Genomic DNA, 12886 nt, shown 5'->3' with positions numbered 1-12886 from the left:
GTATGTTCGAGATTGTGGTGGTTGGTTCGTCGACGGGTGCGGATCGGCGAAGGGTGTTCGGCGCGATGGCGAGGGGAAGCGCCTCGCGCCGAACATCGCCGGCCTCCGCATCGGAAGGAGCTGGAGCCATGACGGTCGGATTCGTGCCACATCGGCCGGAGGCGGCGCTGCCGTTCGAACCGAGACCACCCGCGTCGCCCGAAGCCGTGTCGTTGCTCGCCCAGGCTCGTCATGGGCTCGCCGAGGCCGGGCGGGAACACGCGCCCGCCGCGCGATTCGTCGCGTCGTACCTGTCGGCGCTGCGAGCGGGTGCGGCGATCCTGGTGGCGAAGGGCCGTCCCCACCGTCGGGCGGCGAAGCCGCAGAGCACCTGGACACTGCTGGCCTCGGCCGCGCCCGAGGTGGAGCAGTGGGCCGAGTACTTCGCGGCGCGCTCGGCCACCCATGCCTCGGCGCAGGCCGGCATCATGCGCGGCATCGATGCCGCGACAGCCGACGACCTGCGGCGGAGGGCGGGAGAGTTCGTCGCGTTGGCGCACCGCGTAGTGCATGGCAGCCAAGGCGAGCACGGCGCTCGAGCATCGTGCCGCGGGCCGTGGCCTCGCGCCCGACAACGTCGAGTCGCGGAATGAGGGCGATGGATGTGAAGACTACGGCTTGATGTCCGCTGTGACCGGCGGTGCGGTGCCGCTTTCCGGGCTCGGTGTCAGCCGGCGGAAGTGTCGCGCGGGGTCTGTGGCTTTTCGCCTGTTCACAACGACGGGGTGGCCTGGGGTGGTCCGGGACCACCCTGTCGAAGGCATGGGTACGTCGGCGGCCGTGGCGCCGCCGTGGTCGACCGCTTCGGTGGGAATCGGCTCAGCAGGTGACGGGCACCTCTGCCCCGGCGGCGAAGGACACGTGCACATGGTCCATGTGGTTGGCCGTGGGGCTGCCCCGGTCCTCCATCAGCGACCAGCCGTTACCACTGTTGATCCGTTGTTCCCAGATGACGTAGGTGACGCCGAACTCCTCGCGGTGAGCAACGACGTATTCCGCCAGGGCGTCGCCGACCTCGGGGCTGACCATGAAATCGAGAGCGAGTCCCAGTGGGTGATCACTCGGGTTGGAGCGCTCGGCTCGGCCACCCACGGCGTCCACATCGAACTTCGTCAGCACATGGTGGCCGACCTGTGCAACGTGGGGTTCGGTGCCCTCCAGGTCGGTCGGGCAGGGTTGGAGAGTCGACTCCGAGGATTCGGCCGGTTCGGGTGCGGCCGCCTCGGCGGTTTCGACGGTCTCCGTGGTTTCCGTGGTTTCGGGAGTCTCGCTGGTCTCGCTGGTCTTCGTCGTCTCGGTTGTCTCCGGCGCCGTCGAGGTCGTGCTCTCCGCGGTGGTCGACGATGGGGAGGACGACGACGTGGGGCTCGGGGAGCTGGATACCGGCGTGGTCTGGAGTGCCATGGCCGCGGGCAATGCGTCTTCGTTCTGCATGAGGCCGCTGGTGGTGTGGACAGTCAATGCCAAAAGACCGGCGGCGACGGTGCCAAGTGCTGTGGGACCCATCCAGGAAGTCGCTGATCTCGGTGCGCGATGACGACCGCGATAGCGGATGCTGTAACGACTGCGTTGGCGACTACGCGTGGCTCGATGCCGCCCTGCCATGGTTCCTTACTCCCGTGATCCTCCGGTGAGCTCAGCGCCGGTCAGATTAAGAACCGGCAACGCAGGTGTCACGAGAGAGTGGGAATAGACACAGAACTATAACGATCTCAGTGGTCGCGCGTGTCGTTGCAGTGAATGTCCTATCGCGACCAAAACCAGTCTTTGCTCCTGGCTTCGCGCAGTGCCTGCTTCCGCTGCTCCGGAGTCAGGCGGTCGATGTACAGTAGGCCGTCGAGATGGTCGACCTCGTGCTGGAGGCACTGCGCGAGCAGCCCCTCGCCCGACACCGTGACCGGCTCATTGCGCAGGTCCACACCTTTGACCGTCGCCCGCCGGGCGCGCACCGTGGGAAACGACAGTCCGGGAAGGGACAGACAGCCCTCCATGACCTCGTGCTTCTCCTCGGAAAGCTCAACGATCTTGGGATTCAGCACGTAGCCGATGGTGCCGTCCACGTTGTAGCTGAACGCGCGTAGCCCCACGCCGATCTGCGGCGCCGCCAACCCCGCCCGACCCGGGATGTCCACCGTGTCGAGCAGATCCTCCACGAGTGCCCGAGTCGAGTCGTCGAACGTCGTCACCGGGTCCGCGGGTGACTTGAGCACAGGGTCGCCGAAGTATCGGAGGTCACGCATCACCATGAAGTCCGAGCTTAGCCGCGGGGCCCGTGCCCCGATCGCACTCCGTCACCCTCGTATCCGCAGGCCCTTCGGGGTGGCGCGGAACCCCGCATCGCGGAGCACGGTCGCCAATTTCGAGGTCAGAACCTCTTCGCCGTCGGCGCGCTGCACCTGCAACTGCCCGAGCCGCCCGTCGCGCACCGCGTCCGCCAACGCCTCGGCAGCGGGACGCAGAGTGATCTCGTCATCGGTGAACGACAGCAACGACCGGCCTCCGCGTTCGGAGTAGAGCGCGGGAACGCCGTCCACGAGTACCGTCAACGCGCCCGACTTACGTGCCGGCCTGTGCTTGGTGGTGCCCGCCACAGCGGGCCACGGCAACGCGGCACCGTACGGCTGGGCCGGATCGGCAGCAGCCAACACGACGGCCCTGTGTTCCGCGCGCCGGCCTCCGGCCTCGGAGAACGCTCTCACCCGGTCGATCGCGCCGCGCATCGCGAACTGTGCGGCACCCAACCCCTCGACGACGTAGCCACGTACGACCTGGCCCGCGTCCTCCATGCCGCGCAGCACCTTGTAGATGCTGGAGAAACCGCCGCTCACCCTTTCGGTCTCCAGGGCTCGCCGGGTGAGCACACCGTGCCTTTCCAGAAACGACTCGGTGCGGGCATGAGCACGTCGAGTGGGGTCCGTCTCGCGCGCGGGAGTCAGCCCCCACCGCCCGGCCACCGTCGGCGGGCCGGTGCGACTGGGCATCGCCTGCCGAGCCGCTCGCAGCCGTGCATACCGCCCGCGAGGGGCGGACCGACGCGGTTTGTGCGCGGCACCCCTGCCGGAGACCTGGGCGCGCAACGGCGCCAGCGTGTCGTTCGACACCCTCCCCGCCCACGCGAGATCCCACAGCGCCTCGACCACATCGGCATCGGTACGCAGCTCACCCAGCTCGACACTCACTCGGTCGACCAGCTGCCGAAAGAAGAGACCCCCACTGTCCAAAGCCGACACGATCGCCTCGTGGAGCGGACCGTGCTCGGAAACATCCTCGACCTCCGGCAGCAACAGGCCCGCCACATCGGCCGGTGCCAGAGCCACCCAACCGTCACCGCCCGGCAACGCGCCGCAGCCACACCACGTCACCTCTCCCGCCACCGTCAGCTCGTCCAGCAACGCCGGGTGGTAGCCCGGCAGACGGCTCGGCAGGATCAACGACTCCAGGGCACTCGCCGGCAACGGGGCTCCCGCGAGCTGCTCCACCACCGACAGCACGTCGTCCGGGGTGGGCTCGGCACGATGCCGTCGCACGCCGATGCCGTGCCAGCTCGGCAGGAACCGGCCGAACGCCGCGTGTTCGACCGGCTCAACCTCGGCGCGCAGCTTCGCCAGCGACGCTCTCCGCAACCTCCGTAGCACCGCGGCGTCGCAGTACTCGATGCCCGCCTCGTAACCCGCTGCTCTCTGTGGTCGCAGCTCGCCCCGCACCAGTGTGCCGTCGGCCGTCAACCGGTCTAGCACGTCGGTGACCACCGCCGTACCGAGACCGAACCGTGCGGCGGCCTCGTGCGCCGAGAACGGTGTGTGCGTACGCGCGTAGCGTCGCAACAGATCCCCTAAGGGGTCGTCGACCGGTTCGGTGAACGACTCGGGCACCCCCACCGGTAACGCCACCCCGAGCGCGTCCCTCACCCGAGCCGCGTCCTCGACGGCGAGATAACGTTCCTCGCCCGAGATGCGCACCACGAGCGCGCGTCGCTCGGCCACCAACTGGGCCAGCCATTCGGGGCGTACTCCGCGTTCGACCGCCTCCGCTTCGGTCAGGTCGCCGAGGAAATGCAACAGATCGGCCGTGTCCTCGACCCCGCGGGCATGCCGATCGGGGACGAGCCGTTGCAACGACCGTTCCACCTCGGCGAGGACATCGGCGTCGAGTAGTTCCCGGATCGCCTCGGTGCCGAGCAACTCGGCCAGTAACGTCGAATCCACCGACAACGCCGCCGCACGACGTTCGGCCAGCGGCGCGTCGGCTTCGTACAGGAACATGCCGACGTAGCCGAACAGCAGGCTACGCGCGAACGGCGACGCCGCGGGTGTCTCCACCTCCACGACCCGTACCGACCGAGCCGCGATGCCGCTCATCAGTTCCCGCAGACCGCTCACGTCGTACACGTCCTGCAGGCACTCTCGCATGGCCTCCAGCACCACCGGGAACCGTTCGTACTTCGCCGCCACCGCGAGCAGCAGCGACGCCCGTTGCCGCTGCTGCCACAACGGGGTGCGACGTCGAGGGTCACGGCGAGGCAGCAGCAGCGATCGTGCCGCGCACTCGCGAAACCGTGCCGCGAACAACGCCGATCCGCCCACCTCGGCGGTGACCAGCGACTCGACCTCGTCGGGGTCGAGTAAGACGTCCTCGGCGCCGACCAGTACCTCGCGTCCCTCCTCGTCCAATGCGTCGGGAACACGCAGCACGATTCCGTCGTCCGAGTGCGCCACCTGCGCGTCCACACCCCGGGTGTCTCGCAGCCGCGCGGCGATGGCCAGGGCCCACGGCGCGTTCACCCGCGCACCGAACGGGGAATGCACGACCACCCGCCAATCGCCCAGCTCGTCCCGGAACCGTTCCAACAGGACTGTCCGGTCACTCGGCACATGGCGTGTGGCCGCACGTTGCTCGTCCAAGTACGCCAACAGGTTCTTGCCCGCGCGTTCGTCCAGACCGGCCTTCACCAGACGGTGAAACGCCTCCTGCCGATCCGCAGTGGACAGATGACGGAGGAAACCACCGAGCGCGCGGCCCAACTCCATCGGTCTTCCCGGAGCGTCACCACGCCAGAACGGCATCCTCGCGGGCTCGCCCGGCGCGGGAACCACGACCACGCGGTCATGGGTGATGTCGGTGATCCGCCACGACGACGTGCCCAGCAGCACGGTGTCACCGACCCTGGACTCGTACACCATCTCCTCGTCCAGCTCACCGACCCGCGACCCCGGACGTTCGCCGTCGCTCGGCGTCATTACGGTGAACAAGCCGCGATCGGGGATCGTGCCACCCGAGGTGACGGCGAGCCGCTGCGCGCCGGGCCTGCCCTGCAGCGTGCCGGTGACCCGGTCCCACGTGATGCGTGCGCGCAGTTCACCGAACTCCTCACTCGGATAGCGCCCCGCGAGCATGTCGAGCACGGCGTACAGAGCATCGTCGGGCAACGAGACGAAAGGAGCGGCCCTACGCACGGTCGCCGCCACGTCCTCCACCGTGCGGGGCTCCACGGCCACCATCGCCACGACGTGTTGGGCCAACACGTCCAACGGATTGCGGGGAAAACGCACCGCCTCGATGTCGCCCTCGGCCATGCGTTCGGCCACCACCGCACACGACACGAGATCGCCCCGGAACTTCGGGAACATCACCCCGGTCGATGTGGCCCCCACCTGGTGACCCGCACGCCCGATCCGCTGCAGTCCCGACGCCACCGTGGGCGGAGCCTCCACCTGAATCACGAGGTCCACGGCTCCCATGTCGATGCCCAGTTCCAGCGACGAGGTCGCCACCACGCACGGCAGCCTGCCCGACTTCAGCTCCTCCTCGACGCGGGTCCGCTGCTTCCGCGACATCGAGCCGTGGTGTGCTCTCGCCACCACGGAAATCCCCTCGGGCACGGCACCGGTGACGCCGGACTGGCCGACCGCCTCGGCGGGGAACCGACCCGGTGAGCCGCCCGCCCCAGTGTGCTCGGCCGCCAGCTCGTTGAGCCGTGCGGTCAACCGCTCGGCCAACCGCCTCGAGTTCGCGAACACGATGGTCGACCGGTGTGCGCGCACCAGCTCGAGGATCCGCTCCTCCACGGCGGGCCAGATGGACGTCCGCGGTGTGGCCCGCTCGGTGTCCTCGGTGTCCTCGGCGCCCACCGTGGGATCGGCCTCCGTGGGCAACGGAGCCGGTTCGGCCGGCTCCGGACGGGCCCGCGCGTCGAGTTCCCCCAGGTCCTCGACGGGGACCTCCACCCGTACCTCGACGATCTTGCCGCTCGTCGGTTGGACGACACGAACCGGTCTTCCTCCGGCCAGGAACGTGCTCACCTCGTCCACCGGACGCACGGTCGCCGACAACCCGATGCGCTGTGCGGGGCGGTCGAGCAGGTCGTCGAGTCGTTCCAGGGACAACGCCAGGTGCGCTCCGCGCTTGCCACCCGCGACCGCGTGCACCTCGTCGACGATCACCGTCTCGACGCCGCGCAGCGACTCCCGCGCGGACGACGTCAGCAGCAGGAACAGTGACTCCGGGGTGGTCACCAGGACGTCGGGAGGGGTTCGGACGAACGCCCGGCGTTCGGCGGCGGTCGTGTCTCCTGTGCGGGTGCCCACGGTGATGTCCGGCGTTTTCGTGCCCAACCGGCGCGCCGCCTGCGAGATCCCCGCCAACGGTGCGCGCAGGTTGCGCTGGACGTCCACCGCCAGCGCCTTGAGCGGCGACACGTAAAGCACCCGGCACCGCTTCTTCCCCTTGAGTGGGGGAGTGGTCGCCAACCGGTCGAGCGCCCACAGGAACGCCGCGAGCGTCTTACCCGAGCCCGTGGGCGCGATCACCAGCGCGTGTTCACCGGCCTGTGCGGCTCGCCAGGCTCCCTCCTGAGTCGCGGTGGGGCGGGCGAAAGCGCTTCCGAACCACTCCCTGGTCGCGGGTGAGAACGACTTCAACACGTCGCCGCTTGCGTTGTCGGGCACATCCTCATGATGCGCGCCGCGCCGACATTCCTGCTGACTGTGTGGTCCTACGTGGTTCTACGTGGTCCTACATGTGGCCCTACGTGATCCGGGCGGGCGATTTCGGCGGGTGTGTCTTCCCGGCGGCGACGAACGTGAAAGCATCTTCGCGGATTCTCGGGAACTCGACAAGGGAGAACTGGTGGGGATTCTGTCCGTCGATCTCGGTACGTCCAATACCGTAGCAGTACTCTCGGCGCACGGGAGGCCACCCAGAGTCATCGATGTCGACGGTTCGACCACGATGCCCTCCGCCGTGTTCGCCGAGGAAGACGGCGGTCTCGTGGTCGGCAAGGACGCCGAGCGGCGTGCTCGCCTCGACCCGACCCGCTTCGAACCCAACCCCAAACGCAGGGTCGACGAACAGACCCTCCTCCTCGGTACCGACGTCGTGCCCGTCAGCGAGGTACTGTCCGCCGTGCTGCGTCGGGTCTTCGACGAAACGGTGCGTCAGCTCGGCGGGGAACCACCCGAGGAGGTCCGGCTCTCCCACCCGGCTCAGTGGGGGCCTGTGCGTCGCAACGTGCTGCTGTCCGCCGCGCGCCTTGCCGGGATGGGTGACGCGATCACGCTCGTGCCCGAACCCGTCGCCGCCGCGGCGCACTTCGCCTCTTTCCCCGGCAAGGCCCTCGCCCCCGGACAGACCCTCGCCGTCTACGACCTGGGGGCGGGCACGTTCGACGTCGCGGTGCTCGGCGCCACGCCGAACGGCTTCACGGTGCTGGCCGAGGACGGTCTACCCGACCTCGGAGGACTCGACGTCGACCAGGCACTGCTGGTGCACGTGGGCCGCGAGGTCTCGCACAGCGATCCGCAACGTTGGCAGCGGCTCCTCCGGCCCGAATCGACCGCCGACCGACGCGCTCGCAGAGCGCTCCAGGAGGACGTGAAAGCGGCGAAAGAGGCCCTCTCTCGCTTGCCGCAGACCGAGGTGCCGATGCCGGAGCCGTTCTCCGACGTCCTGGTCACCAGGGCGGAGTTGGAGGCGCTCGTCCGCCCCACGATGTTGCGCAGTGTCGAGTTGCTCGCACGTACCGTCCGTTCGGCGGGGCTGAGCCCCGAGCGACTCGCCGGTATCTACCTCGTCGGCGGTTCCAGCAGGCTTCCTCTCGTGGGCAGCCTGTTGGCCGAGAAACTGGGCGTGGTGCCCTCCAGCCTCGACCAGCCCGAGACCGCTGTCGCGTTCGGCGCGCATCACGTGGGCCCCGACGGCCTCACCATGCGCACCCAGCAGATCGAAGGCGATGTGGCCGGCGCGCAGCCCGTCGCCCCGCCCCCGGCCGCGTCGACCACCACGACCGTGTCGGGAACGTCCCCGGCCTCCACCGCGCCCTCAGCGTCCATCACGGGGCCGTACTCGCCCGCCGCGGGGCTGGTCCAACCGTCCCCGCAGTACGCCCAGCACTCGCAGACCGCGGCGTATCCGGCGAGCGGGCCGGGCATGGTGGGCGGTGTGAGCGCGACACAGCAGACCGCCCAGTTCCCCTCGGTTCCGAAGGAACAAGGTCAGAAACGGCGTAAACGCACGGGTTGGCTCGTGGCCCTCGCCGTCGTGGTGGTAGCGCTCGGAGGAGGGGCGGCGTGGTGGTTCTGGCCCACGTCGTCGATCACCACCTACGCCGCGGAGGAGTGTCAGGAACCGGGCTCACCCGACGAGCAGGGTTTCACCGGATGTCTGCGGCAACTCGCGGGCACGGTGCCGCAGGGCAACGAATGCGCACCCGGCACTGGTACGGGCGCCGCCGCGGCGGCGAACGAGGAACAGTTGGGGGCGACGGTGACCTGTTCGGCGCCGGGACTGCCGGGAGCGCAGATCACGTATCTGCACGCGGGTTCCACCGAGGCCATCGAGGAGTACACCGACGGCTTGATCAGTCGTACGGGTGGCGGCGATCAGGTGCAGGCGGACTGGAAGGGCAATGGTCTCTCCGGCCGTTACACCGCGTCGGGTGGACGTACCGCGTCGGTCATCGTGTTCACCGTCGACGATCGTCCGCTCGCCGGGTTCGTGTACCAGGCCAACATCACCGGAGAGGGCGGTGCCACCCCGGCGAACGAGATGGCCGATTACTTCGAGCAGGTCGTCCAGCCCGGAGAGTGAGTCGGGCTCACTTCCTCCGGCGCATGTTGATGATCAACACGATGAGCGCGCTCCCGACGACGGCGATGGAGGCCAGGGTGAGCGCGGTGGACTCGAGTTCGGAGAACGCCTGTGCGAACGCCATGAGTTCACCCTACGGGGGTTTGCGTCGTCACCGCACGACTACGCTGAAGCCGATGCGAATCACGGTATTCCGGCGGCTCATGGCGGAGGAGTTCGGTTCGCCGCGAGCCGAGATGTTGGCCGCTGACCACGTGTTCAGCGGTCTCGGTGGGCGCACCATCGACCAGGCGCTCGACGAGGGTGTTTCCGCCAAGGAGATCTGGCGCGAGGTGTGCGTGGAGTTCGAGGTGCCGAAGGAACGGCGTTGAACCGGTCGAACCGACGTCGGGACGGTGCTCCGGAACCCGCGCGTCGGGGTGACGCTGGAACCATGCCGGGACCGCGGCGACGTTGAAGACCGCGCGGGGCGCCTCGGCCGGGGTGTCGTTTCGACATCGAACACGTGTTCGGCTATCGTATTGTCCACAACCAGGCCCGTCTGTGGACAACACGCCGGTCGGACCACGGATTGTCGGACCCGAGTCGTACCGTCGGACTCGAGACAACACACATCCCACGGACCCGATAGCAGTCCGATACCAAGAGCCAATGAGGTGGATTCCATGCCAGCAGCACCGGACAAGGGCAAAGCGCTCGACCTAGCCCTTGCCCAGATCGACAAGCAGTTCGGCAAGGGATCGGTGATGCGTCTCGGTGAGGAGAGCAGGCCGCCGGTCGAGGTCATCCCGACGGGAGCCATCGCGTTGGATATCGCTTTGGGTATCGGAGGGCTGCCGCGGGGCCGCATCGTGGAGATCTACGGCCCGGAGTCGTCGGGTAAGACGACCGTCGCCCTGCACGCCGTGGCCAACGCGCAGAAGGGGGGCGGGATCGCGGCGTTCATCGACGCCGAACACGCGCTCGACCCGGAGTACGCCAAAGCCCTCGGTGTCGACACCGACGCCCTGCTGGTCTCGCAGCCGGACACCGGTGAACAGGCGCTGGAGATCGCCGACATGCTGATCCGCTCCGGCGCGCTCGACATCCTCGTGATCGACTCGGTGGCGGCTCTGGTTCCCAGGGCCGAGATCGAGGGCGAGATGGGTGATTCGCACGTCGGTCTCCAGGCGCGGTTGATGAGTCAGGCGCTGCGCAAGATCACCGGTGCCCTGCACAACTCGGGTACCACCGCGATCTTCATCAACCAGCTCCGCGAGAAGGTCGGGGTCATGTTCGGAAGCCCCGAGACGACGACCGGTGGTAAGGCGCTGAAGTTCTACTCCTCGGTGCGGCTCGACGTGCGGCGCATCGAGACGTTGAAGGACGCCGGCGAGCCGGTCGGTAACCGGACTCGCGTGAAGGTCGTGAAGAACAAGGTGGCGCCGCCGTTCAAACAGGCCGAGTTCGACATCCTCTACGGCGTGGGTGTCTCCCGCGAGGGCTCGCTGATCGACATGGGTGTGAATCAGGGCATCGTGCGCAAGTCCGGTGCCTGGTACACGTACGAGGGCGATCAGCTCGGCCAGGGTAAGGAGAACGCGCGGCGGTTCCTGCGCGAGAACCCGGACGTCGCGAACGAGATCGAGAAGAAGATCAAGGAGAAGCTCGGGATCGGGGCGCAGGACTCCGATGACAGCGCGCCCGCGCCCGTCGACTTCTAGGGTCTCCTAATGCCCGTGCGCGAACCGATGCGCGAGCTGCCACCGGAGGAGGCGTGGCGGAAAGCGAAGGAGGTCTGTTTCGATCTCCTGGCCGCCCGGCCGCGGACTAAAGAGGAACTTCGCCAAGCCCTGCGGAGGAAGGGTTTCGCCGACGACGTCAGTGAGATACTGCTCGGCAAACTCGACGACGCGGGGCTGGTGGATGACGCCGCGTTCGCCGAGATGTGGGTGCGGTCGCGTCACACCTACCGTGGGCTCGCGCGCCGTGCGCTGGTCGCGGAACTGAAACGCAAAGGGGTCGATCCGGAGATCGCGGTGGAAGCCGCCGATGCGATCGATTCGGAGGACGAGGAGGAACGCGCCCGTCAACTGGTGCGCAAGAAACTGCGCACCATGGTCGATGTGGACGAGCAGAAGGCGACGCGTCGCCTGCTCGGTATGTTGGCCCGCAAGGGATATCCGCAAGGACTGTCCTATCGGGTGGTTCGCGACGAACTCCGTGACGCGGGCGCGGAATCAACCCTGCTCGACGACCTCGACCCCTGACACGCGAGGCGGCAGGCGCAGGTCACGCCCGTGTCCGTGGCGGGCGGGACGTTAAACGGGGACCGGCGTGCCGTCGGCTCCTAGCCGGCAGGTGCGCACCACATCGCCTACCGGCTCACGCACCCACCACGCACCGCTCTCGGCACGTTCTGCGGGAGTGGTGAACCGGTAGTGGAACAGTCGCGCCCGCACGTGTGTCGGTGCGGCGCCCTCGAAAGGATCACGTCGTAACAGTCGGCGGATTCGGGCATCGCCGGCCAGGATTTTCGTGACTAGGACGGGCAACCACTTGCCTCCGTACCGAGAGGACAACGACAGGAACCACAGCAGCCAATCCAGCCGCAGGTGATACGGCGCGATCTGCGGTGGTCTGCGGTATGGATCGCCGGGTTTGCCCTTGAACTCGTACTCCTGCCAGACGGTGGACGGGCCGAGGCCGTCCTCATCGGTGCCTTCGAGGATCACCTCGTACCGGTCACGAGTGATGCTGCCGAAGGCGCCGTAGGTGTTGACCAGGTGGAACTGGTTGAAGCTGTAGTTCATCACCTGGCTGCGTCCGAGGAGGTTGCGCACGGGCCAGTAGCTCAACACCGCGACCAGGACCGTCACCGCGAGCACCACGGCCGCGTACCACACCGGTGGAGCGGCGAGCTCCTTCGGCGGCGGTATGCCCAGTAACGTGCCGTCGAGCGCGGACACTGCCAGGGTGATGGTGAGGAAGTTCAACCACGAGAAGTTGCCGCTGAGTATCAGCCAGCTCTGTGTGATGATGACGATCCCGGCTGCCACGCTGGCCGCGGGCTGGGGCAGGAACAACACGAACGGGATCACCAGCTGGGTGATGTGGTTGGCCACCACCTCCGCCTTGTGGGCCCACGGAGGAAGATGGTGGAAGTACCAACTCAACGGTCCCGGCATCGGTTGCGTCTCGTGGTGGTAGTGGAGAGCTGTCAGGTCCCGCCAGGCCCTGTCCCCGCGCATTTTGATCAACCCTGCCCCGAATTCGAGGCGGAACAGCAGCCACAGCAGTAACCACAGCACCAGCACGGGTACGCCCGTGTGGGCGGGGCCGAGGAAAATCGCGAGGAAACCCGTTTCCAGCAGCAGCGACTCCCAGCCGAACGAGTACCAGATCTGGCCCACATTGACGATCGACAGATACAGGACCCAGGGCAGAGCCCACAGCAGTAGGCAGGCCCACACGGGCAGGATGTCGCCTACTCCGACGAGCAACGCGGCGGACACGGCGATGCCCGTCCACGCGACCGCGGCGAAGAATCCGTCGGAGTAGTGCAGGTGGAAAAGGCTCGGCGAGCGGCGGAAGGACACCCTGCGGAGGAAGTCGGGTATGGGGGTGAGCCCCTGCTCGCCGAGCAGCGCGCGAAACTGATTGAGTGCGCACACGAACGCCACCAGGTAGACCGCAGCCAGCATCCGCTGGAAAACCAGCCGTGACGACCAGTACTCGTCGGCGGTGAACCAGTCCCAGGACAGCCAGGACAACCAGGACAACA

Annotated in this window: 9 protein-coding genes; 5 read left to right on the top strand and 4 right to left on the bottom strand. The window is 67.8% G+C overall.

Features of this window, described 5'->3' with window-relative positions; genetic code table 11:
• Positions 1 to 128: 128 nt before the first annotated feature.
• Positions 129 to 632, top strand: a complete 504-nt coding sequence (locus tag M7H19_RS15210; RefSeq protein ID WP_298181923.1) for an SAV_6107 family HEPN domain-containing protein — start codon at positions 129 to 131, stop codon at positions 630 to 632.
• Positions 633 to 858: 226 nt separating this feature from the next.
• Here the strand turns inward: M7H19_RS15210 and M7H19_RS15205 are convergent, their stop codons facing one another.
• The 3 genes from M7H19_RS15205 to M7H19_RS15195 all read right to left on the bottom strand — a co-directional run bounded on the left by M7H19_RS15205 (position 859) and on the right by M7H19_RS15195 (position 6983).
• Positions 859 to 1545 carry a hypothetical protein gene (locus M7H19_RS15205; RefSeq protein WP_298181921.1) on the bottom strand — a complete coding sequence of 229 codons (687 nt, stop codon included), beginning with the start codon at positions 1543 to 1545 and terminating at the stop codon, positions 859 to 861.
• Between the two features lie 239 nt (positions 1546 to 1784).
• Complete coding sequence (gene def / locus M7H19_RS15200; protein WP_298181919.1) at positions 1785 to 2285, bottom strand: peptide deformylase; 501 nt, start codon at positions 2283 to 2285, stop codon at positions 1785 to 1787.
• Between the two features lie 45 nt (positions 2286 to 2330).
• Positions 2331 to 6983: an ATP-dependent helicase gene (locus M7H19_RS15195; RefSeq protein WP_298181917.1), complete on the bottom strand. Its 4653-nt coding sequence runs from the start codon at positions 6981 to 6983 to the stop codon at positions 2331 to 2333.
• A gap of 181 nt (positions 6984 to 7164) precedes the next feature.
• On the opposite strand from M7H19_RS15195, the gene M7H19_RS15190 reads away from it, so the two are divergent.
• The 4 genes from M7H19_RS15190 (at position 7165) to M7H19_RS15175 (ending at position 11372) form a co-directional block, all read left to right on the top strand.
• Positions 7165 to 9123 (top strand): Hsp70 family protein, encoded by a 1959-nt coding sequence (locus M7H19_RS15190; protein ID WP_298181915.1) that lies wholly within the window; start codon positions 7165 to 7167, stop codon positions 9121 to 9123.
• A 176-nt stretch (positions 9124 to 9299) separates the two neighbouring features.
• Positions 9300 to 9494: a DUF3046 domain-containing protein gene (locus tag M7H19_RS15185; protein ID WP_298181913.1), complete on the top strand. Its 195-nt coding sequence runs from the start codon at positions 9300 to 9302 to the stop codon at positions 9492 to 9494.
• 294 nt (positions 9495 to 9788) lie between these two features.
• Entirely contained in the window at positions 9789 to 10826 is a 1038-nt protein-coding gene (recA, locus tag M7H19_RS15180; protein WP_298181910.1) for a recombinase RecA, read from the top strand.
• Positions 10827 to 10835: 9 nt separating this feature from the next.
• Positions 10836 to 11372 (top strand): regulatory protein RecX, encoded by a 537-nt coding sequence (locus M7H19_RS15175; RefSeq protein WP_298181908.1) that lies wholly within the window; start codon positions 10836 to 10838, stop codon positions 11370 to 11372.
• Between the two features lie 51 nt (positions 11373 to 11423).
• Here M7H19_RS15175 and M7H19_RS15170 read toward each other — a convergent pair whose 3' ends face one another.
• A complete protein-coding gene (locus M7H19_RS15170) occupies positions 11424 to 12866 on the bottom strand; it encodes a lipase maturation factor family protein (RefSeq protein WP_298182072.1) in 1443 nt (480 codons plus the stop codon).
• Positions 12867 to 12886 lie beyond the last annotated feature (20 nt).

Source organism: Saccharomonospora sp., from assembly GCF_027317685.1.
Classification (GTDB): Bacteria; Actinomycetota; Actinomycetes; order Mycobacteriales; family Pseudonocardiaceae; genus Saccharomonospora.
Note: the sequence above shows the minus strand (reverse complement) of the source record. Positions and strands in the feature narration are given on the sequence as shown.